At 70.1% G+C, this 21,744-nt stretch carries 21 protein-coding genes; 14 read left to right on the forward strand and 7 right to left on the reverse strand.

Annotated elements, in window-relative coordinates; translation table 11 throughout:
* Positions 1-9: 9 nt before the first annotated feature.
* Positions 10-1,239 (reverse strand): DUF349 domain-containing protein, encoded by a 1,230-nt coding sequence (locus ABZT02_RS33255; RefSeq protein ID WP_356024200.1) that lies wholly within the window; start codon positions 1,237-1,239, stop codon positions 10-12.
* 135 nt (positions 1,240-1,374) lie between these two features.
* Entirely contained in the window at positions 1,375-2,193 is an 819-nt protein-coding gene (locus ABZT02_RS33260; RefSeq protein ID WP_356024202.1) for a peptidylprolyl isomerase, read from the reverse strand.
* 180 nt (positions 2,194-2,373) lie between these two features.
* Here ABZT02_RS33260 and ABZT02_RS33265 point away from each other — a divergent pair, with 180 nt between their 5' ends.
* Together ABZT02_RS33265 and hisS are read left to right on the forward strand one after the other, a co-directional pair.
* Positions 2,374-3,087 carry an MBL fold metallo-hydrolase gene (locus tag ABZT02_RS33265; protein WP_356024205.1) on the forward strand — a complete coding sequence of 238 codons (714 nt, stop codon included), beginning with the start codon at positions 2,374-2,376 and terminating at the stop codon, positions 3,085-3,087.
* An 11-nt stretch (positions 3,088-3,098) separates the two neighbouring features.
* Positions 3,099-4,361, forward strand: coding sequence for a histidine--tRNA ligase (hisS, locus tag ABZT02_RS33270; protein WP_356024207.1), 1,263 nt, complete (start codon positions 3,099-3,101; stop codon positions 4,359-4,361).
* A gap of 112 nt (positions 4,362-4,473) precedes the next feature.
* Here hisS and ABZT02_RS33275 read toward each other — a convergent pair whose 3' ends face one another.
* Genes ABZT02_RS33275 through ABZT02_RS33290 form a run of 4 tightly spaced genes read right to left on the reverse strand, consistent with a single transcriptional unit; the run spans position 4,474 to position 8,001 of the window.
* The gene (locus ABZT02_RS33275) at positions 4,474-5,100 is read right to left on the reverse strand and encodes a response regulator transcription factor (RefSeq protein ID WP_356024210.1); all 627 of its coding nucleotides are present in this window, start codon (positions 5,098-5,100) and stop codon (positions 4,474-4,476) included.
* Positions 5,097-6,275, reverse strand: coding sequence for a sensor histidine kinase (locus tag ABZT02_RS33280; protein ID WP_356024467.1), 1,179 nt, complete (start codon positions 6,273-6,275; stop codon positions 5,097-5,099). The genes ABZT02_RS33275 and ABZT02_RS33280 overlap by 4 nt, the downstream gene beginning before the upstream one ends.
* 17 nt (positions 6,276-6,292) lie before the next feature.
* Positions 6,293-7,138: an ABC transporter permease gene (locus tag ABZT02_RS33285; RefSeq protein WP_356024212.1), complete on the reverse strand. Its 846-nt coding sequence runs from the start codon at positions 7,136-7,138 to the stop codon at positions 6,293-6,295.
* Positions 7,135-8,001 carry an ABC transporter ATP-binding protein gene (locus tag ABZT02_RS33290; protein WP_356024214.1) on the reverse strand — a complete coding sequence of 289 codons (867 nt, stop codon included), beginning with the start codon at positions 7,999-8,001 and terminating at the stop codon, positions 7,135-7,137. The genes ABZT02_RS33285 and ABZT02_RS33290 overlap by 4 nt, the downstream gene beginning before the upstream one ends.
* Before the next feature lie 144 nt (positions 8,002-8,145).
* Between ABZT02_RS33290 and ABZT02_RS33295 the strand changes: the two genes are divergently transcribed.
* The 3 genes from ABZT02_RS33295 (at position 8,146) to rpsD (ending at position 11,108) form a co-directional block, all read left to right on the forward strand.
* Entirely contained in the window at positions 8,146-8,808 is a 663-nt protein-coding gene (locus ABZT02_RS33295) for a vitamin K epoxide reductase family protein (protein WP_356024216.1), read from the forward strand.
* A gap of 35 nt (positions 8,809-8,843) precedes the next feature.
* Positions 8,844-10,199, forward strand: a complete 1,356-nt coding sequence (locus tag ABZT02_RS33300) for a replication-associated recombination protein A (RefSeq protein WP_356024219.1) — start codon at positions 8,844-8,846, stop codon at positions 10,197-10,199.
* 294 nt (positions 10,200-10,493) lie between these two features.
* A complete protein-coding gene (gene rpsD / locus ABZT02_RS33305) occupies positions 10,494-11,108 on the forward strand; it encodes a 30S ribosomal protein S4 (protein ID WP_037714931.1) in 615 nt (204 codons plus the stop codon).
* A gap of 30 nt (positions 11,109-11,138) precedes the next feature.
* On the opposite strand, the gene ABZT02_RS33310 is transcribed toward rpsD, so the two are convergent.
* Complete coding sequence (locus ABZT02_RS33310) at positions 11,139-11,519, reverse strand: hypothetical protein (protein ID WP_356024222.1); 381 nt, start codon at positions 11,517-11,519, stop codon at positions 11,139-11,141.
* Positions 11,520-12,001: 482 nt separating this feature from the next.
* Between ABZT02_RS33310 and ABZT02_RS33315 the strand changes: the two genes are divergently transcribed.
* The 9 genes from ABZT02_RS33315 to aroB all read left to right on the forward strand — a co-directional run bounded on the left by ABZT02_RS33315 (position 12,002) and on the right by aroB (position 21,618).
* Positions 12,002-12,436 (forward strand): DUF948 domain-containing protein, encoded by a 435-nt coding sequence (locus ABZT02_RS33315; protein WP_355753907.1) that lies wholly within the window; start codon positions 12,002-12,004, stop codon positions 12,434-12,436.
* A gap of 8 nt (positions 12,437-12,444) precedes the next feature.
* Complete coding sequence (locus tag ABZT02_RS33320; protein ID WP_356024225.1) at positions 12,445-12,771, forward strand: hypothetical protein; 327 nt, start codon at positions 12,445-12,447, stop codon at positions 12,769-12,771.
* Positions 12,771-15,443 (forward strand): alanine--tRNA ligase, encoded by a 2,673-nt coding sequence (gene alaS, locus ABZT02_RS33325; protein ID WP_356024227.1) that lies wholly within the window; start codon positions 12,771-12,773, stop codon positions 15,441-15,443. Before ABZT02_RS33320 ends, alaS begins: the two co-directional genes overlap by 1 nt.
* Positions 15,443-15,907, forward strand: a complete 465-nt coding sequence (gene ruvX / locus ABZT02_RS33330; RefSeq protein WP_356024229.1) for a Holliday junction resolvase RuvX — start codon at positions 15,443-15,445, stop codon at positions 15,905-15,907. The genes alaS and ruvX overlap by 1 nt, the downstream gene beginning before the upstream one ends.
* A gap of 122 nt (positions 15,908-16,029) precedes the next feature.
* On the forward strand, positions 16,030-17,790 hold the full coding sequence (mltG, locus tag ABZT02_RS33335) for an endolytic transglycosylase MltG (protein WP_356024235.1): 1,761 nt from the start codon (positions 16,030-16,032) through the stop codon (positions 17,788-17,790).
* Positions 17,771-18,610: a shikimate dehydrogenase gene (locus ABZT02_RS33340; RefSeq protein ID WP_356024238.1), complete on the forward strand. Its 840-nt coding sequence runs from the start codon at positions 17,771-17,773 to the stop codon at positions 18,608-18,610. The genes mltG and ABZT02_RS33340 overlap by 20 nt, the downstream gene beginning before the upstream one ends.
* A 226-nt stretch (positions 18,611-18,836) precedes the next feature.
* Positions 18,837-20,021, forward strand: coding sequence for a chorismate synthase (gene aroC, locus ABZT02_RS33345; RefSeq protein ID WP_356024240.1), 1,185 nt, complete (start codon positions 18,837-18,839; stop codon positions 20,019-20,021).
* Positions 20,018-20,530 (forward strand): shikimate kinase, encoded by a 513-nt coding sequence (locus ABZT02_RS33350; RefSeq protein ID WP_356024242.1) that lies wholly within the window; start codon positions 20,018-20,020, stop codon positions 20,528-20,530. Before aroC ends, ABZT02_RS33350 begins: the two co-directional genes overlap by 4 nt.
* Positions 20,527-21,618, forward strand: coding sequence for a 3-dehydroquinate synthase (gene aroB, locus ABZT02_RS33355; protein ID WP_356024244.1), 1,092 nt, complete (start codon positions 20,527-20,529; stop codon positions 21,616-21,618). The genes ABZT02_RS33350 and aroB overlap by 4 nt, the downstream gene beginning before the upstream one ends.
* Positions 21,619-21,744 lie beyond the last annotated feature (126 nt).

A 21,744-nucleotide genomic window follows, 5' to 3' on the forward strand; every position in this document is an offset into this window, starting at 1 on the left:
ACGGCCTTGTCAGCCGCCGAACTCCTGAAGGCCCTTGAGGGCCTGGTCCAGGAGCGCCTGGCGGCCCTCCAGCTCACGCTCCAGCTTGTCGGCCCTGGCGTTGTTGCCCTGGGCGCGCGCCTGGTCGATCTGGCCCCTGAGCTTGTCCACGGCGGCCTGGAGCTGGCCGGTCAGACCCGCGGCACGCGCGCGTGCCTCCGGGTTCGTCCGACGCCACTCGGTCTCCTCGGCCTCCTGCAGGGCGCGCTCCACGGCGTGCATCCGGCCCTCGACCTTCGGCCGGGCGTCCCGCGGGACGTGACCGATGGCCTCCCAACGCTCGTTGAGCGTGCGGAAGGCCGCGCGGGCGCTCTTCAGGTCGCCGATCGGCAGGAGCTTCTCGGCCTCCTCGGCCAGCTCCTCCTTCAGCTTGAGGTTCTCGGTCTGCTCGGCGTCCCGCTCGGCGAAGACCGAGCTGCGGGCGGCGAAGAACACGTCCTGGGCGCCGCGGAAGCGGTTCCACAGGTCGTCCTCGTGCTCGCGCTGGGCGCGGCCCGCGGCCTTCCACTCCGCCATCAGCTCGCGGTAGCGCGCGGCCGTGGGACCCCAGTCCGTCGACCCGGACAGCGCCTCGGCCTCGCCGACCAGCCGCTCCTTGGTCTTACGGGCGTCCTCGCGCTGCGCGTCCAGCGACGCGAAGTGGGCCTTGCGGCGCTTGGAGAACGCCGAGCGGGCGTGCGAGAAGCGGTGCCACAGCTCGTCGTCGGACTTGCGGTCCAGACGCGGCAGACCCTTCCAGGTGTCCACCAGGGCGCGCAGCCGCTCACCGGCGGCCCGCCACTGGTCGGACTGGGCCAGCTCCTCCGCCTCGACGACCAGCGCCTCCTTGGCGTGCCGGGCCTCGTCGGACTGCTTCGCGCGCTGCTGCTTGCGCTCCTCGCGACGCTTGTCGACGGTCTCCACGAGCTTGTCCAACCGCACCTTGAGCGCGTCCAGGTCGCCGACCGCGTGATGCGCGTCGACCTGCTCGCGGATGTGGTCGATGGCCGCAGAAGCGTCCTTCGCCGACAGGTCGGTGGTCTTCACCCGCTTCTCGAGGAGGCCGATCTCGACAACCAGGCCCTCGTACTTGCGCTCGAAGTAGGCCAGGGCTTCGTCGGGGGAGCCGGCCTGCCAGGAACCGACGACCTGCTCGCCGTCGGCCGTACGCACGTACACGGTCCCCGTCTCGTCGACGCGGCCCCACGGGTCGCTGCTCACAGCGCCTCCTCCACATGATGCCTGCGGGAGGCTCACTCGCCCCCGGGCATCGTCCACAGTTTCGTCACGGCCAACATAGGCGACCGGCGGGTTGCCTGTCCGCATCCCGCGCGACCGAAATTCCGCACTTGACGGTCAGGATTTGGTGACAGTCGCCTTGTTGATCACGACGGTCGCGTTCGGCGCGCCGTCGCCCGCTCCGGTGCTCTCACCGGCCGCGGCGATCTTCTTCAGCACCTTCATACCGGATTCCGAGATGGTCCCGAACGGGGTGTAGCTCGGGGGCAGCTGGCTGTCCTGGTAGACGAGGAAGAACTGGCTGCCGCCGGTGTGCGCCTGTCCGGTGTTCGCCATCGCGACGGTGCCCGCCGGGTAGACGTTGGACTTGAGGCTCTTGTCCTTCAGATTCTCGTCCGGGATGGTGTATCCCGGCCCGCCGCTGCCGGAGCCCGTCGGGTCGCCGCACTGCAGGACGTAGATGCCGTTGGTGGTGAGCCGGTGGCACTTGGTGTGGTCGAAGAAGCCCTTGTTCGCGAGGAAGTCGAACGAGTTCACGGTGTGCGGAGCCGCCGACGCCTTCAGCGCGATGTCGATCTTGCCGCAGGTTGTCGCCAGGTCAAGGGTGTACTTCGCCGACTTGTCGATGGACATCGCCGGCTCCTTCTTCCAGCTCTGCTTCTCGACCTTGCCGGGGGCCGCCTTCTCGCACGGGTCCGGCGCCTTGCTGGTCGGCGCCGCGCTGGGGCTCGTCTCGGAGCTCGCGTTGGCCTTGTCGTCGTCCTTCATGACCCCGGAGGTGTAGAGCGCGAGGCTGCCCACCAGGATCACGCCGAGCACCGACGCGATCACAGAGTTGCGTACACGGGCCTTGCGGCGCGCGGCCGTGCGCCGCTGCTGCTGCCGCAAGAACTTCTCCCGCGCGAGCTGCCGCTTCCGCTGTTCCTGGGTGACCACGGGGTTCTCTCCTCATGCGTCTCGTACGCCGACCGGTACGCATGCGTCCTATGAACCGACCGCCTGCGTGTGCCCCGTACCGTATATGGGTTCGCTGAGGAAACGGCAGCGCCGGTAGGCTCTGACCACTGGGGCAGCCGCCCGGAAGACCGCCCGTACCGACACAAACCGAGGACGATCGTGCTCATTGCCGGGTTCCCCGCCGGGGCCTGGGGGACGAACTGTTATCTCGTCGCCCCCGCCGCCGGTGAGGAGTGCGTGATCATCGACCCCGGCCACCAGGCCGCCGAAGGCGTCGAGGAAGCGCTGAGGAAGCATCGGCTCAAGCCCGTCGCCGTCGTCCTCACCCACGGCCACATCGACCACGTGGCCTCGGTCGTCCCGGTCTGCGGCGCGCACGACGTGCCGGCCTGGATCCACCCCGAGGACCGGTACATGCTGAACGACCCGTCGATGGGTCTCGGCCGGTCGGTCGGCATGCCGCTGATGGGCGAGATCACCGTGGGCGAGCCGGACGACGTCAGGGTGCTGACCGACGGCGCGAAGCTGGAGCTGGCGGGGCTGGAACTGTCCGTCGCGCACGCGCCCGGCCATACCAAGGGGTCGGTGACCTTCCGGATGCCCGAGACCGCGGAGATCCCGTCCGTGTTCTTCTCAGGGGATCTGCTCTTCGCCGGCTCCATCGGACGCACCGACCTGCCCGGCGGTGACATGGCCGAGATGCTCGACTCGCTGGCCCGTGTGTGCCTGCCGCTCGACGACTCGACCGTGGTGCTGTCCGGCCACGGCCCCCAGACGACCATCGGCCAGGAGCGCGCCACCAACCCGTACCTGCGGGACGTGGCCGCCGGCCAGGGAGCGGGTTCGAACACCCCTCCCCGACGAGGAATGTGACGAGAGACTTCGTGAGCACCTTTCAGGCCCCCAAGGGCACGTACGACCTGATCCCGCCGGACAGCGCCAAGTTCCTGGCCGTCCGCGAGGCGATCGCCGCACCCCTGCGCACCTCCGGCTACGGCTACATCGAGACGCCCGGCTTCGAGAACGTGGAGCTGTTCGCGCGCGGGGTCGGCGAGTCCACCGACATCGTGACCAAGGAGATGTACGCCTTCGAGACCAAGGGCGGCACCAAGCTGGCCCTGCGCCCCGAGGGCACGGCGTCCGTGCTGCGCGCGGCGCTGGAGGCGAACCTGCACAAGCTCGGCAACCTGCCGGTCAAGCTCTGGTACTCCGGCTCGTACTACCGCTACGAGCGCCCGCAGAAGGGCCGCTACCGGCACTTCTCGCAGGTCGGCGCCGAGGCGATCGGCGCGGAGGACCCGGCGCTGGACGCCGAGCTGATCATCCTGGCCGACCAGGCGTACCGTTCGCTGGGCCTCAGGAACTTCCGCATCCTGCTCAACAGCCTGGGCGACAAGGAGTGCCGCCCGGTGTACCGCGAGGCGCTGCAGACCTTCCTGCGGGGTCTCGACCTCGACGAGGAGACCCTGCGCCGCGCGGAGATCAACCCGCTGCGCGTCCTCGACGACAAGCGCGCGGAGGTCCAGAAGCAGCTCGGGGACGCCCCGCTGCTGCGCGACTACCTCTGCGACGCCTGCAAGGCGTACCACGAGGAGGTCCGCGAGCTGATCACCGCGGCGGGCGTGGCCTTCGAGGACGACCCGAAGCTGGTGCGCGGCCTCGACTACTACACCCGTACGACCTTCGAGTTCGTCCACGACGGACTGGGCTCCCAGTCCGCGGTAGGCGGCGGCGGCCGGTACGACGGTCTGTCGGAGATGATCGGCGGCCCGGCGCTCCCGTCCGTCGGCTGGGCCCTCGGCGTCGACCGCACGGTCCTCGCCCTGGAGGCGGAGGGCGTCGAGCTCGAACTCCCCTCCACGACCAGCGTGTTCGCGGTGCCGCTGGGGGAGGAGGCCCGCCGGATCCTGTTCGCCAAGGTCACCGAACTGCGCAAGGTGGGCATCGCGGCGGACTTCTCCTACGGCTCCAAGGGGCTCAAGGGCGCCATGAAGAACGCCAACCGCAGCGGCGCCCGCTACGCGATCGTCGCCGGTGAACGCGACCTCGCCGAGGGCGTCGTACAGCTCAAGGACATGGAGTCCGGGGAGCAGTCGGCGATCGGGGTCAACGAGATCGTGGCGGAGCTGGAGTCCAGGCTCGGCTGACGGGGGTGCGGCAAGGGCGCCGGTCGTGAGACCGGCGCCCTTGCCGTCCGCCGGCTCGGCAGGCACGTCGAGTGCGAGACGGGGCGTGGGGCCGTCGCCCGGGCCCCGGCCCTCACTGATCGAGCAGTCCGTACCGCATCGCGCTGGTCACCGCCGCGGTCCGGTCGTCGACCCCCAACTTGCCGAAGATCCGCAGGAGATGGGTCTTCACCGTCGACTCCCCGATGTACAGACTGCGGCCGATCTCCGCGTTCGTGCAGCCCTCCGCCACCAGGCGCAGCACCGCTGTCTCGCGCTCCGAGAGCCGCGGCCGTTCCGGCCTGGTGCGCAGTTGGTCGACCAGACGGGCGGCGACCGTGGGCGCCAGGACCGTCTCGCCGCGCGCGGCGGCCCGTACGGACTCGGCCAGTTCGGCCCGGGGCAGGTCCTTGAGGAGATAGCCCGCCGCGCCCGCCTCCACGGCCCGCAGGATGTCCCCGTCCGTCTCGTACGTCGTCAGGACGACCACCCGGCAGGGCAGTCCCGCCTCCGTCATCCGCTCGATCGACTCCACGCCCGAGCCGCCCGGCATCCGCAGGTCCATCAGCACGATGTCGGGCCGCAGTGCCGTCGCCAGCGCCTCCGCCTGTGGTCCGCTGGAGGCGTCCGCGATCACCTCCAGGTCCGGCTCCGCCGTCAGCATGGCCCGCAGGCCCTCCCGTACGACGGGGTGGTCGTCGGCCAGGATGATCCGGATCATGAACAGCTCCTCGGGGGCGGTACGGGCAGTCGGACGGTGACCGTGGTGCCGCTGCCGGGCGCGCTGTGCACCTGGACCGTCCCGCCGACCTCGGCGGCGCGGGCGCGGAGCCCGGCCAGACCGTAGCCGTCGCAGACCGCCCCCGGGTCGAAGCCCTGACCGTCGTCCCGTACGAAGAGGGTGAGGTTGTCGTCGGCGTAGGCGAGGTCGATGCCCACCGTCGCCGAACTGCCCGCGTGTTTACGGTAGTTCGTGAGCGCCTCCTGGCACGAGCGCAGGGCGACGACCTCGGGGCCCGCGGGCAGCGGACGGACCGGGCCGGTCACGTCGAGCTTGGCGGAGTGCCGGGTCGCCAGCCGGAACAGGGCGTCCGGCAGCGTCGCGCCGTCCAGGTCGGCGGGGGTGCCGTCGGCGACCAGGGCCCGGGCCTCGGCGAGGTTCAGCCGGGCCGTCTCGTCCATCAGGGCCAGATGACGGCGGGCCTGCGGCACATCGTGGTCGAGCTCGGCCTCGACGGCCTGGACCAGCATCAGCAGGCTGGTGAAGCCCTGCGCGAGGGTGTCGTGGATCTCCCGGGCCATCCGCTCCCGCTCGGCCAGCGCCCCGTGCGCCGCCGACAGCCGCGAGACCTCGTGCCGGCTGGAGTCCAACTCGGCGATCAGGGCCGCCCGTTCCTGGCTCTGCTCGATGATCCGGATGACATAGCTGCCGACGGCCACCGAGAAGACCAGGGTGACGACGGCGAACAGGCCGTTGAAGAAGACGTCCTGATCGCTCGGCCACCACAGCAGCGCCCAGCCCACCACGGGCGCGAGGTTGATCACGGCCACGGCGGTCAGCGCCCACCGCATCCGCAGCGTCATGAAGCACTGCGGGACGAGCGCGAAGGTCATCAGCCGGGTCTCGCCGACCAGGATCGCCGAGGGCAGGAATAGGGCCATCATCGCGCCGAGGTAGATGAGAGCCTCGCGCCCGAGGGGCGGATCCTGCCGGAGCAGGGGCCGCCCGACCCGTACGAAGAGCGGGACCAGCGGCACCAGCAGGGCCGCCGCGGTGACGCGGACCGGCCACCCCGGTTGTGCCGTGCCCAGCACGAACACCAGGGTGGCCAGCCAGATCAACGCGAAGTAGGTGTCCCAGAGCCGGAAGGAGCGGTCCCAGGAGTACGCCCCCATGGCGTCCGCCGGACCGTTCACCCGTCGCGCCGGTTCTTCCACCGGAAGGTCAGCAGACACAGCAGCAATCCTCCGACGCACCATGCCCCCAGCACCAGGGCGGTGCGCCCGAACTCCCAGCCGCCGGCCTGTTCCAGGACCTGCGCCGAGTCCGGCAGGAACACCCCGCGCAGCCCCTGGCACATCCACTTCAGCGGGAACAGCGCGCCGATGTTCAGCATCCAGTCGGGGATCGTGTCGATCGCGATGTACACCCCGGAGATGAACTGCAGGACCAGAAAGGGCAGGACGACCACGGAGCTCGCGCTCTTGCTGGACTTGGGCACCGAACTGATCGCGATGCCGAGCAGCGAGCACGCCGTCAGGCCGAGCACGAAGATCCACGCGAAGGCGAACCACCTGCCGGCGTCCGACGGCAGCGAGACGTCGTACAGCGTGGTGCCGACGAGCAGCAGGATCGCCGTCTCCAGGACGCCGGTGACGAGAACCAGCCAGATCTTGCCGAGGAAGTAGGCGGCCGGCGGCATCGGTGTCCCGCGCAGCCGGCGCAGCACCCTCTCGTCCCGCTCTACCGCGATCGAGACGCCGAGCGACTGGAAGCTCGTCGACATGATGCCGGCGGCCATCATCGCCGGGACGTACAGCTGCGAGGCCTTGATGCCCGCCCCCTCCACGTCGTCGCTGAAGATCGACGCGAACAGGAACAGGAAGACCACCGGGAAGGCGAAGGTGAACACCACCTGGTCGCGCTGGCGGAAGAACTGCCTGATCTCCAGGGCGCCCCGCCGAAGCCCGAGCCCCCAGACGCCGGGCAGCCGCTCCGTGCCGGCGTCGCTCCGGGACCGTACGGCGGTCGTGGTCATCGCGCGTCCTCCTGTCCGGTGAGCCGGAGGTAGACGTCCTCCAGCGTGGGGCGGCTGACCTGGAGCCCCGGGATCTCGCCGTCGAAGCGGCGCATCAGCTCGGCGACCGTCCTGGTCGGGGTCTCGGTGTGCTCCGCGCGCGGGGCGCCGTCCGGCTCGGTCCACTCGACGGTGGTGCCGGAGCCGTACCGTTCCCGCAGAGCGGCGGGCTCGCCCTCGGCGACGACCCTGCCTTGGGAGACCACGGCCAGCCGGTCGGCGAGCGCCTCGGCCTCCTCCAGGTAGTGCGTGGTGAGCAGGATCGTCGTGCCCTCGCCGGACAGCTTGCGGATCAGGTCCCAGAACTGCCGCCGGGCCGCCGGGTCGAAACCCGTCGTGGGCTCGTCCAGGAGCAGCAGCTCGGGGCCGCCGATCACCCCGAGCGCCACGTCGAGACGTCGGCGCTGGCCGCCCGACAGGGCCTTGATCCGGCTGCCCGCCTTCGCCTCCAGACCCACCAGACCGATGACCTCCTCGGGGTCCCGCGGCCGCGGGTAGTAGCGGGCGAAATGCCGGACGGTTTCCGCGACCGTCAACTCGGCGGGCGCGGATTCGTCCTGCCAGACGATTCCCACACGGGATCGCCACGCGCGCGTGCCGTGCGCCGGGTCCGCGCCGAGCACGGACACCTCACCCGCGTCCCGGTCCCGGTTGCCCTGGAGGATCTCCACCGTGGTGCTCTTGCCCGCGCCATTGGGCCCGAGCAGGCCGAAGACCTCGCCCCTGCGGATGCCGAGATCGATCCCGTCGACCGCGGTCACGTCGCCGTACCGCTTGCGCAGTCCTCGAACGTCCACCGCGCGTTCGTTCGCCTGTGTGGTCATGCCCACGAGTCTCGGCCGGAACCGAACGCTCAGGGACGACCGTGCGTACTTCCTTATGTCCACCGAACGGTGGACAAGCCCCTGCGTGCGGCACAATGGCCCTGCCCGAAGAAGGTCCAACTCTCAAGCAGACGGATCGGCGTGATGAGCAAGACCACAGTGAAAAACGTGTCCACGGAGCCCGAGCCCTCGTCGGCGAGCGCCGACGCCGCGCCCCGGGCGGTGGGCGGCAGCCGTGCCTTCGCGCTGCTGCTGGTGATCACCGGTGCCGCCGGACTGCTCGCCGCGTGGGTCATCACGATCGACAAGTTCAAGATCCTCGAGGGAAAGGTCAGCGGCAAGACGTTCACGCCGAGCTGCTCCCTCAACCCGATCGTCTCCTGCGGCAGTGTGATGGAGAGCAAGCAGGCCGCCGCCTTCGGGTTCCCCAACCCGATGCTCGGCCTCGTCTGCTACGGCATCGTCATCTGCGTCGGCGTGAGCCTGCTGACCCGCGCCACCTTCCCGCGCTGGTACTGGCTCACCTTCAACTTCGGCACGCTCTTCGGCGTGGCCTTCGTCACCTGGCTCCAGTTCCAGTCGCTGTACCGGATCAACGCGCTGTGCCTGTGGTGCTCGCTGGCCTGGGTCGCGACGATCACGATGTTCTGGTACGTGACCTCGTTCAACGTCCGCAACGACCTGCTGCCGTCGCCGGGCTGGCTCAAGCGCTTCCTCTCCGAGTTCACCTGGGTCCTGCCGGTCACGCACTGCGGAGTCATCGCCATGCTGATCCTGACCCGCTGGGGCGACAAGCTCTGGGCCTGAGGGCCTTGTCAGTGCCGTGACATAGGGTTTCTGGTGTGGAGCCCGATCTGTTCACCGCCGCGGCGGAAGAGCGCCAGGAGAAGGACCCGGCCGGCAGTCCGCTGGCGGTCCGGATGCGCCCGCGCACCCTCGACGAGGTGGTGGGCCAGCAGCACCTGCTCAAGCCGGGCTCGCCGCTGCGCAGACTGGTCGGCGAGGGCAGCGGCGGTCCCGCCGGACCCTCCTCGGTGATCCTCTGGGGTCCGCCCGGCACGGGCAAGACGACCCTGGCGTACGTCGTCTCCAAGGCCACCAACAAGCGCTTCGTGGAGCTCTCCGCGATCACCGCCGGAGTCAAGGAGGTCCGCGCGGTCATCGACGGCGCCCGCCGCGCCACCGGCGGCTTCGGCAAGGAGACCGTCCTCTTCCTCGACGAGATCCACCGCTTCAGCAAGGCCCAGCAGGACTCCCTGCTCCCCGCGGTCGAGAACCGCTGGGTGACCCTGATCGCGGCGACCACCGAGAACCCGTACTTCTCGATCATCTCCCCGCTGCTGTCCCGGTCCCTGCTGCTGACCCTCGAACCCCTCAGCGACGACGACGTCAGAGGACTGCTGAAGCGGGCGCTGAGCGACGAGCGCGGTCTCAAGGACGCCGTCACCCTCCCCGAGGACACCGAGGACCACCTCCTGCGGATCGCCGGCGGAGACGCCCGCCGCGCCCTGACCGCCCTGGAGGCCGCCGCCGGGGCCGCGCTCGACAAGGGTGAGCCGGAGATCTCCCTCACCACGCTGGAGGAGACGGTCGACCGCGCGGCCGTGAAGTACGACCGCGACGGCGACCAGCACTACGACGTGGCCAGCGCCCTCATCAAGTCCATCAGGGGCTCCGACGTCGACGCGGCCCTGCACTACCTGGCCCGCATGATCGAGGCCGGCGAGGACCCCCGCTTCATCGCCCGCCGCCTGATGATCTCCGCCAGCGAGGACATCGGCCTCGCCGACCCGAACGCCCTGCCCACAGCGGTCGCCGCCGCCCAGGCCGTCGCCATGATCGGCTTCCCCGAGGCCGCGCTGACACTGAGCCACGCCACCATCGCCCTCGCCCTGGCCCCGAAGTCCAACGCCGCGACCATGGCGATCGGCGCCGCCATGGAGGACGTACGCAAGGGACTGGCCGGGCCGGTGCCGCCGCATCTGCGCGACGGGCACTACAAGGGCGCCGCCAAGCTCGGGCACGCACAGGGGTACGTCTACCCGCACGACCTGCCCGAGGGGATCGCCGAGCAGCAGTACGCCCCGGACGCCATCAAGGACCGCGAGTACTACGAACCCACCCGGCACGGCGCCGAGGCCCGGTACGCGGACGCCGTGGAGTGGACCCGCAAGCACCTCGGTCGCAAGCGGTCCTGAGCACCCTGTAGAATCCCTCGAAGTGCTGTGTCCCGTGCAGTCAGAACGGGACGGTCAGCCGGAACCCCCAGTGGGTTCCAGGAGCGTCGCGCACCGTTCGAATGGTGTCGCGGGCAGCCCACCACCGCCCGTCGTACGACGGGAAAGGTCGGTGGGCCACTCGCGTGCTGCACGTATGTGCCCAGACCAGGGGAGCGGCTGCCCACCAGGCCCTTCGCGGACCCGGCGGGTTTCCCCGGCTGCGGATGCGACCTCCCATAACTCTGACGAGCCGAACACAAGAGATGAGAGATTGTGGCGAACCAGCCCCGCCCCAAGGTCAAGAAGTCGCGTGCCCTCGGCATCGCGCTGACCCCGAAGGCCGTCAAGTACTTCGAGGCCCGCCCCTACCCCCCGGGTGAGCACGGCCGTGGCCGCAAGCAGAACTCGGACTACAAGGTCCGTCTGCTCGAGAAGCAGCGTCTGCGTGCGCAGTACGACGTGTCCGAGCGTCAGCTCGTCCGCGCCTACGAGCGTGCCGCCAAGACCCAGGGCAAGACCGGTGAGGCCCTGGTCATCGAGCTCGAGCGTCGTCTCGACGCGCTGGTCCTGCGTTCGGGCATCGCCCGCACGATCTACCAGGCCCGCCAGATGGTCGTCCACGGCCACATCGAGGTCAACGGTCAGAAGGTCGACAAGCCGTCCTTCCGCGTCCGTCCCGACGACGTCGTGATGGTCCGCGAGCGCAGCCGCGAGAAGACCCTCTTCTCGATCGCCCGTGAGGGCGGCTTCGCCCCCGACGGCGAGACCCCGCGCTACCTCCAGGTGAACCTCCGCGCCCTGGCCTTCCGCCTGGACCGTGAGCCGAACCGCAAGGAGATCCCGGTGATCTGCGACGAGCAGCTCGTCGTCGAGTACTACGCCCGCTGATCATCGGCAGGCCGTAGGACCCGCACCACTTCAGCCCGCCGTCTCCCCACCCTCTCGGGTGGGCGAGGCGGCGGGTTGCTGCATGTCGGGGGCCGCTTCACCGTGCCGCTCGGAGTCCCGCGGCGCCGGCAGCCCGTCGAGCGGACGGGCGCGGCCCAGCGCCCGGGACCGCGGCCTCCCGCCCGAGCGCCCGGCCCAGTCGTACACACCCCTCGGACCGCTCGTCGCCCAGCCCTGCCCGCCGGACCGTCGCCTCGCACAGTTCGTGCGGGGCGTTGTAGTAGGCGGCGAACCGCACAGGGGCAGGCCCACCGAGGGCCACAGGGAGGCCGCCGCGCCCTGGAGCACGGCGGCCTCGGCCGCGTCGCCCTGGGCCACCGTGACCAGGGCGAGAAGCTCGATCGACAGCACTGAGCCCCCAGGAGCGTCTCGCGCGGCAGCCGTGTGGTGTGGTTCGTCAGGCCCAGCGCCTCCACGACCGCGTAGTCGACGAACTCAGGGTCGCGTACGGCGGCCAGCTCCACGCGCGACACCCCGTCGGGCGGGGTGCACCGGCCGCCCGCCGCCCGTGCCGCGAGCCGTGACGTGCCGATCCCGCCGGGGCCCCGTCACCGTCACCAGCCGCGAGGAGTCGAGCGCCCGTGCCGGCCCCGAGAGTTCCGCGCGCCAGCCCACGAAGCCGTCGAGCTCCAGCGGGAGATTGCCGTTCATCTCGGTGCCGTCGGGCTGATGACTGCGCGTGGGGCACGGAGCGTACTCAGGCGTATGCACTGCGTACAATCGCCGTGAACAACTCGCCTGCGTGCGCGGGGTGATCCGGTGCGGACCGCCGTCCGGGGCGCGATAGGCTCGGCGGAGACTTTTTCCATAGACAGCACGTATTCAGGGAGCGGGTGCACACAGTGTCCGGTGGAGAGGTTGCCGGGATCCTGGTGGCCGTCTTCTGGGCGATCCTGGTCTCCTTCCTCGCCGTCGCGCTGGCGAGGCTGGCCCAGACGCTCAAGGCGACCACCAAGCTCGTGGCGGACGTGACCGACCAGGCCGTCCCGCTGCTGGCCGAGGCCTCCACCGCGGTGCGCTCCGCGCAGACCCAGATCGAGCGGGTCGACGCGATCGCCTCCGACGTCCAGGAGGTCACGTCGAACGCCTCCGCGCTGTCCACGACCGTCGCCTCCACCTTCGGCGGCCCCCTGGTCAAGGTCGCGGCCTTCGGCTACGGCGTGCGCCGGGCCCTCGGTGGCCGCAAGGATGATGTGCCCGTGAAGGCCTCCCGGCGTACCGTGATCGTGGGTCGGGCGGTTTCCCGGGGCCGTGGGAAGAGGGACTGAGGTTCAGGATGTTCCGCCGCACTTTCTGGTTCAGCTCGGGCGTGGCCGCCGGTGTCTGGGCCACCACCAAGGTCAACCGCAAGCTGAAGCAGCTGACCCCCGAGAACCTCGCCGTCGCGGCGGCCAACAAGGCGATCGAGACGGGCGCCCGCCTCAAGGACCGCGCGGTCGGCTTCGCGCTCGAGGTCCGCGACAACATGGCCCAGCGGGAGGCCGAGCTGACGGACGCGCTCGGCATTCGTGAGAGTCCCGAACTGCCCGCACCCAGGCGCATCGCCGCCATCGAGAACACGACGTACACCACGAACTCGCACAACCGGAATGAGGACCACTGATGGAGTCGGCCGAGATTCGCCGCCGCTGGCTGAGCTTCTACGAGGAGCGCGGGCACACCGTCGTCCCTTCGGCGTCGCTCATCGCGGACGACCCGACTCTGCTCCTGGTCCCCGCCGGCATGGTCCCCTTCAAGCCGTACTTCCTCGGTGAGGTCAAGCCGCCGTGGGCGCGCGCGACCAGTGTGCAGAAGTGCGTGCGCACGCCTGACATCGAAGAGGTCGGCAAGACCACCCGGCACGGCACGTTCTTCCAGATGTGCGGCAACTTCTCCTTTGGCGACTACTTCAAGGAAGGCGCCATCAAGTACGCCTGGGAGCTGCTCACCAGCCCCCAGGACAAGGGTGGTTACGGCCTGGAGCCGGAGAAGCTCTGGATCACCGTCTACAAGGACGACGACGAGGCCGAGCGCATCTGGCACGAGGTCGTCGGCGTGCCGAAGGAGCGCATCCAGCGCCTCGGCATGAAGGACAACTACTGGTCCATGGGCGTCCCCGGACCCTGCGGCCCCTGTTCCGAGATCAACTACGACCGCGGCCCCGAGTTCGGCGTCGAGGGCGGCCCCGCCGTCAACGACGAGCGGTACGTGGAGATCTGGAACCTCGTCTTCATGCAGTACGAGCGCGGTGAGGGCATCGGCAAGGACAACTTCGAGATCCTCGGCGAGCTCCCGAGCAAGAACATCGACACCGGCCTCGGACTCGAGCGCCTGGCGATGATCCTGCAGGGCGTGCAGAACATGTACGAGATCGACACCTCCATGGCCGTCATCAACAAGGCCACCGAGCTGACCGGTGTGGCCTACGGCGACGCCCACGCCTCGGACGTCTCCCTGCGCGTGGTCACCGACCACATGCGCACGTCCGTGATGCTCATCGGAGACGGTGTCACCCCCGGCAACGAGGGCCGCGGTTACGTCCTGCGCCGCATCATGCGCCGGGCCATCCGCAACATGCGCCTGCTCGGTGCCACCGGTCCGGTCGTGCTCGACCTGATCGACACCGTGATCGCCATGATGGGCCAGCAGTACCCCGAGCTCGTCACCGACCGCGAGCGCATCGAGAAGGTCGCCGTCGCCGAGGAGAACGCCTTCCTCAAGGCCCTCAAGGGCGGCACGAACATCCTCGACACCGCCGTCACCGAGACCAAGGCCTCCGGTGGCACGGTCCTCGCCGGCGACAAGGCGTTCCTGCTCCACGACACCTGGGGCTTCCCCATCGACCTCACCCTGGAGATGGCCGCCGAGCAGGGCCTGTCCGTGGACGAGGACGGCTTCCGCCGCCTGATGAAGGAGCAGCGGGAGCGCGCCAAGGCCGACGCCCAGGCCAAGAAGACCGGCCACGCCGGCGCCGGTGCCTACCGTGAGATCGCCGACAAGGTCGGCGAGACCGACTTCATCGGCTACAGCGACACCGAGGGCGAGTCCACCGTCGTCGGCATCCTGGTCGACGGCGCCTCCTCCCCGGCCGCCACCGAGGGCGACGAGGTCGAGATCGTCCTGGACCGCACCCCGTTCTACGCCGAGGGCGGCGGCCAGATCGGCGACACCGGAAAGATCAAGGTCGACTCCGGTGCCGTCATCGAGATCCGCGACTGCCAGAAGCCGGTCCCGGGCGTCTACGTCCACAAGGGCGTCGTCCAGTTCGGCGAGGTGACCGTCGGGGCCAAGGCCCACGCCTCCATCGACAACCGCCGTCGTACGGCCATCGCCCGCGCCCACTCGGCCACCCACCTCACCCACCAGGCGCTGCGGGACGCGCTCGGCCCGACGGCCGCCCAGGCCGGTTCCGAGAACCAGCCCGGCCGCTTCCGCTTCGACTTCGGTTCCCCGTCCGCCGTTCCGACGGCCGTGATGACGGACGTCGAGCAGAAGATCAACGAGGTGCTCGCCCGCGACCTCGACGTCCGCGCCGACGTCATGGGCATCGACGAGGCCAAGAAGCAGGGCGCCATCGCCGAGTTCGGTGAGAAGTACGGCGAGCGGGTCCGCGTCGTGACCATCGGCGACTTCTCCAAGGAGCTGTGCGGCGGCACCCATGTGCACAACACCTCGCAGCTCGGCCTGGTCAAGCTGCTCGGGGAGTCGTCCATCGGCTCGGGTGTGCGCCGTATCGAGGCGCTCGTCGGTGTCGACGCCTACAACTTCCTGGCCCGTGAGCACACCGTCGTCGCCCAGCTCCAGGAGCTGGTCAAGGGCCGCCCCGAGGAGCTTCCGGAGAAGGTCTCCGCCATGCTCGGCAAACTGAAGGACGCCGAGAAGGAGATCGAGAAGTTCCGCGCGGAGAAGGTGCTCCAGGCCGCCGCCGGTCTCGCCGAGTCCGCCAAGGACGTCCGCGGGATCGCCGTCGTCACCGGTCAGGTCCCGGACGGCACCACCCCCGACGACCTGCGCAAGCTGGTCCTCGACGTGCGCGGCCGTATCCAGGGCGGGCGGGCCGCCGTGGTCGCCCTCTTCACCGTCAACAACGGCAAGCCGCTGACGGTCATCGCCACCAACGAGCCCGCCCGCGAGCGCGGTCTCAAGGCCGGTGACCTGGTCCGCACGGCCGCCAAGACCCTCGGCGGCGGCGGTGGCGGCAAGCCGGACGTCGCCCAGGGCGGCGGCCAGAACCCGGCCGCGATCGGTGCGGCCGTGGACGCCGTGGAGCGCACGGTCGGGGAGACGGCCAAGTAATGCGCCGAGGCCGCAGGCTCGCGATCGACGTCGGGGACGCCCGTATCGGGGTCGCCTCGTGCGACCCCGACGGGATCCTCGCCACCCCGGTGGAGACGGTCCCGGGCCGGGACGTCCCGGCGGCCCAGCGCCGGCTGAAGCAGCTGGTCGAGGAGTACGAACCGATCGAGGTCGTCGTCGGTCTGCCTCGCTCCCTCAAGGGGGGCGAGGGCCCGGCCGCCGTGAAGGTCCGCGGCTTCGTCCAGGAGCTCGCCCGGGGGATCGCACCCGTTCCGGTCAGGCTCGTCGACGAGCGGATGACCACTGTGACGGCCAGCCAGGGACTGCGCGCATCCGGAGTGAAATCCAAAAAGGGCAGATCGGTCATCGACCAGGCAGCAGCCGTGATCATTCTTCAGCAGGCCCTGGAATCCGAACGGGTGTCAGGTAAAGCACCCGGCGAGGGCGTCGAAGTGGTCACCTGATCGCGATACGGTAACGTTCCGCGCGATGCGGCGACATTCGAACAGTCACCGCACAGAAAGAGGCGGAGCGGTAGCCGAATCGTGGAAGCAGGAGACCGCCGCCTCGCGGCTCTAGGGGATCGATGACTGAGTATGGCCGGGGCGAAGGCTCCGAACCGTGGAATCCCGAGGACCCGTTGTACGGGGACGGTGGATGGGAAGGACAGCAGGCCCACGCGGGTCAGCAGTCCCCCTACGGCGGCCAGCCGCAGCACTATCCGCAGCAGCCGCAGCAGTCGCAGTACGACAACGGTGGCTGGGGCGACGGCCAGCAGGCCGCCTATGGTCAGGCGCAGCAGCAGTACCCGCAGCACAACGGCCAGTACGACCAGCAGCAGTACAACGGCCAGTACGACCAGCACCAGCAGCACAACGGCCAGTACGACCAGCAGCAGTACGGTCAGCAGCAGTACGACCAGCAGGCCTATCAGGACCAGCCGCAGCAGTCGTACGACAACAACGGCTGGGCGACGAACACCCAGGCGCAGGTCCCGTACCCCGCCGACCCGTCGGATCCCTATGGCCAGCAGGCAGTCGCGTACGGCGCTGAGCAGCAGGACCACTACGGCAGCCCGGACGCCTACCCGCCGCCGGAGCCGCCGAACCGTCGGCGCGCCGAACCGGAGCCGCGGACCGACTGGGATCCGGGCCCCGACCAGGGCGAACACGCCTTCTTCACGGGCGATGACGACGACCAGGACGACTCGGACGACCCGCAGGGCGGCCGTGGCGACCGGCGGGGCCGGGGCGGCAAAGGGGCCAAGAAGCGCAAGAGCGGCTGCGCCTGTCTGGTGGTCCTGCTGGTGTTCGGCGGAGGTATCGGTGGCGTCGGGTACTTCGGCTACCAGTTCTACCAAAATCGTTTCGGCGCGGCCCCGGACTATGCCGGGGACGGCACGGGGCAGACGGTCACGGTCCAGGTCCCCAAGGGTGCGGGCGGCTACGCGATCGGACGACTGCTGAAGGACGCGGGTGTCGTCAAGAGCGTCGACGCGTTCGTGTCCGCTCAGGAACAGAACCCCAAGGGGAAGTCGATCCAGGCCGGCGCCTATCTCCTGAAGAAGGAGATGTCCGGCCAGAGCGCCGTGCTGATGATGCTGGACCCGAAGAGCCAGAACAATGTCCAGGTGAATCCGGGGCAGCGGAATCTGGCCGTCTACAAGTTGATCGACCAGAAACTTGATCTTGCTTCCGGGAGCACCAGGAAGATCGCCGAGAAGAAATACAAGAGCCTCGGGCTGCCGAGCTGGGCGAACGACAACGAGGACATCAAGGACCCGCTGGAGGGCTTCCTCTATCCGGGCACCTATCCTGCGGCCAAGGGCATGAAGCCCGAATCGGTGCTGAAGGCGATGGTCACCCAGGCCGCCGAGAAGTACGGCGCCTACGGCCTGGAGGCGAAGGCCAAGGCGCTCAAGCTGGACAGTCCACTGCAGGTCATCACGGTCGCCAGCCTCGTCCAGGCCGAGGGCAAGACCGAGGATGACTACCGCAAGATGGCGGAGGTGGTCTACAACCGCCTCAACCTCGCGAACCCCGAGACCTACGGCCTGCTCCAGTTCGACTCGACCTTCAATTACCTGAAGAACGAGAGCAACATCCACATCACCGAGTCGGAGATCAAGAGCAACAAGAACCCGTACAACACGTACACGAACAAGGGTCTGCCGCCCGGCCCGATCGACAATCCGGGCGACGTCGCGCTGAAGGCGGCGCTGAATCCGACCCGTCAGGGCTGGTACTACTTCGTCGCCACCGACGGCGTGAAGACCACCGAATTCGCCAAGACGCACGCTGAATTCCTGAGGCTCAAGGACAAGTTCGATGCAAGCACGGGCAGTTGACGCCCGCCGGGCCGCCGTTCTCGGCAAGCCCATCGCCCACTCCCTCTCGCCGGTCCTGCACCGGGCCGCCTACCGGGAGCTGGGGCTCACGGGCTGGTCGTACGACCGGTTCGAGCTCGACGAGGCCGCGCTGCCCGGGTTCGTCGAGCAGCTCGGACCGGAGTGGGCCGGGCTGTCGGTGACCATGCCGCTCAAGCGGGCGGTCATCCCGTTGCTCGACGGGATCAGCGACACGGCCGCCTCGGTGGAGGCGGTCAACACGGTCGTGTTCACCGAGGGCGGCCGTCGTCTCGGCGACAACACCGACATCCCGGGGATGGTCGCCGCCCTCAGGGAGCGGGGCATCGAGCAGGTCGACTCGGCGGCGATCCTCGGCGCGGGCGCCACCGCCTCCTCCGCGCTCGCCGCGCTGGCCCGGATCTGCACCGGCGAGGTCGTCGCCTACGTGCGCAGCGAGGCGCGCGCCGCCGAGATGCGGCAGTGGGGCGAGCGCCTCGACGTCGAGGTCCGCACCGTGGACTGGGCGAATGCGGCCGAGGCCCTGGGTGCCCCCCTGGTGATCGCCACCACCCCCGCCGGGGCGACGGACGCCCTCGCCCAGGCCGTACCGGAGCGCCCCGCGGCCCTCTTCGACGTGCTCTACGACCCCTGGCCGACCGAGCTGGCGGCCCGCTGGTCGATGATCGGCGGAGCCGTGGTCAGCGGCCTCGACCTACTCGTGCACCAGGCGGTGCTTCAGGTCGAGCAGATGACGGGCCGCGGGCCCGCGCCCGTGGAGGCCATGCGCAAGGCGGGCGAGCACGCGCTGGCGGCCCGCTGAGCCCCTCGGCCAAGTGATCGCCGCGATCCGGAACGCGGCGGAGCGGATGGTCCCACTGCTCGGTACGCGGGTCCGTCCGTCTGCTGGACCTGTGACCGGCTGTCGCCGCCGAACGTGGGAGGATCGGACGTGGCGGGCCGGGGCCGCGCACCTGGTCGCGCCGTTGCCGTACGCGAGGACGCGCGTAAGCAGGGCAGTACCAGAGCGCGAGCACTGAGGAGCACCGTTGAGCAGGTTGCGCTGGCTGACCGCGGGGGAGTCCCACGGTCCCGCACTCGTCGCGACGCTGGAGGGCCTTCCCGCCGGCGTGCCCATCACCACGGAGCTGGTGGCGGACCACCTGGCGAGGCGTCGGCTGGGCTATGGCCGCGGTGCCCGGATGAAGTTCGAGCAGGACCAGGTCACCTTCCTCGGCGGTGTCCGGCACGGTCTGTCCCTCGGTTCCCCGGTCGCGATCATGGTGGGCAACACCGAGTGGCCGAAGTGGGAGCAGGTCATGTCGGCCGACCCCATCGACCCGGAGATCCTGGCGGGCCTCGCGCGCAACGCCCCGCTGACCCGCCCGCGCCCCGGCCACGCCGACCTCGCGGGCATGCAGAAGTACGGCTTCGACGAGGCCCGGCCGATCCTGGAGCGCGCCTCCGCGCGGGAGACGGCGGCCCGGGTGGCGCTGGGCGCGGTGGCCCGGTCGTACCTGAAGGAGACGGCCGGCATCGAGATCGTCTCGCACGTGGTCGAGCTGTGCTCCGTGAAGGCCCCGGCCGGTGTGTACCCCACCCCGGCCGACGTCGAGAAGCTGGACGCCGACCCGCTGCGCTGCCTGGACGCGGACACCTCGAAGGCGATGGTGGCCGAGGTCGACCAGGCCCACAAGGACGGCGACACCCTCGGTGGTGTGGTCGAGATCCTGGCGTACGGCGTGCCCGTGGGCCTGGGCTCGCACGTGCACTGGGACCGCAAGCTGGACGCCCGCCTCGCGGGTGCGCTGATGGGCATCCAGGCGATCAAGGGTGTCGAGCTCGGTGACGGTTTCGAGCTGGCGCGGGTGCCCGGGTCGAAGGCGCACGACGAGATCGTGAACACGCCCGAGGGCATCCGGCGGGTCTCCGGCCGCTCGGGCGGCACCGAGGGCGGGCTGAGCACGGGTGAGCTGCTGCGGGTGCGGGCCGCGATGAAGCCGATCGCGACCGTGCCGCGGGCCCTGCAGACCGTGGACGTGACCACCGGTGAGGCCGCGCAGGCCCACCACCAGCGCTCCGATGTGTCCGCGGTCCCGGCCGCCGGCATCGTCGCCGAGGCGATGGTGGCGCTCGTCCTGGCGGACGCGGTGGCGGAGAAGTTCGGCGGCGACAGCGTGCCCGAGACCCGCCGCAACGTGCAGTCGTACCTCGACAACCTGGCCATCCGATGAGCCCTGTGGTGGTTCTCGTCGGTCCGATGGGCGTGGGCAAGTCCACCGTGGGGCGGTTGCTGGCCGAGCGGCTCGCGGTGGGATACCGGGACACCGACGACGACATCGTCGCCGAGCAGGGCCGCGCGATCGCGGAGATCTTCGTCGACGAGGGCGAGCCGGCCTTCCGGGCGATCGAGAAGGCCGCCGTGCGGCGGGCGCTCGCCGGGCACGACGGCGTCCTGGCGCTCGGCGGCGGCTCGATCCTCGACCAGGACACCCGTGCCCTGCTGGCCGGTCAGCGGGTGCTGTACCTGTCGATGGACGTCGAGGAGGCGGTCAAGCGCACCGGCCTGAACGCCGCGCGTCCGCTGCTCGCGGTCAACCCGCGCAAGCAGTGGCGCGAGCTGATGGAGGCGCGCCGCCACCTGTACGAGTCGATCGCCACGGCGGTCGTGGCCACCGACGGCCGCACCCCCGAAGAAGTCACCGAAATCGCGCTGGACGCACTGGAGTTGAAGGAAGCATGAGCGAGGCAGTGACGCGCATCCAGGTCGGCGGTACCGCGGGCAGCGAGCCGTACGAGGTCCTGGTGGGACGTCAACTCCTGGGTGAGCTCGGCGCGTTGGTCGGGGAGAAGGCCCAGCGGGTCGCGGTCATCCACCCCGAGGCGCTAGCGGACACCGGTGACGCGCTGCGCGCCGACCTCGCCGGGCAGGGCTTCGAGGCCGTCGCCATCCAGGTCCCGAACGCGGAGGAGGCCAAGACCGCCGAGGTCGCCGCCTACTGCTGGAAGGCGCTCGGCCAGTCCGGCTTCACCCGCTCCGACGTCGTGGTCGGCGTCGGCGGCGGCGCGACCACCGACCTCGCCGGGTTCGTGGCCGCGACCTGGCTGCGCGGGGTGCGCTGGATCGCCATCCCGACGACCGTGCTCGCCATGGTCGACGCCGCGGTCGGCGGCAAGACCGGCATCAACACCGCCGAGGGCAAGAACCTCGTCGGCGCCTTCCACCCGCCCGCCGGCGTCCTGTGCGACCTGGCCGCGCTGGACTCCCTGCCGGTCAACGACTACGTCTCCGGGCTCGCCGAGATCATCAAGGCCGGTTTCATCGCCGACCCGGCGATCCTGGAGCTCATCGAGTCCGACCCGGAGGCCGCGCGCACCCCGGCGGGCCCGCACACCGCCGAGCTCATCGAGCGCTCGATCCGGGTCAAGGCCGAGGTGGTCTCCTCCGACCTCAAGGAGTCGGGTCTCAGGGAGATCCTCAACTACGGCCACACGCTCGCCCACGCCATCGAGAAGAACGAGCGGTACAAGTGGCGGCACGGCGCCGCGGTGGCCGTAGGCATGCACTTCGCCGCCGAACTGGGCCGTCTGGCGGGCCGGTTGGACGACGCGACGGCCGACCGTCACCGTACCGTCCTCGAATCCGTGGGCCTGCCGCTGCACTACCGTTACGACCAGTGGCCCAAGCTCCTGGAGACCATGAAGGTCGACAAGAAGTCCCGTGGCAACCTGCTGCGGTTCATCGTCCTCGACGGACTGGGCAAGCCCACCGTTCTGGAGGGCCCGGACCCGGCCGTTCTGCTCGCCGCGTACGGCGAGGTCGGCCAGTAGGTCCCGCGACGGGCGTTGCGCCGGATTCGCCTTGCGTCAGGGGCACTTCGGGGCGCCCCCGGCCGTTTCACCAAACGTGGGCCGGGGACGGTACCGTTCGGTGGCGAGCGGGGTATGCACCACCCC

The organism is Streptomyces sp. NPDC005402 (genome assembly GCF_040606575.1).
In the GTDB taxonomy this organism is placed as follows: Bacteria; Actinomycetota; Actinomycetes; order Streptomycetales; family Streptomycetaceae; genus Streptomyces.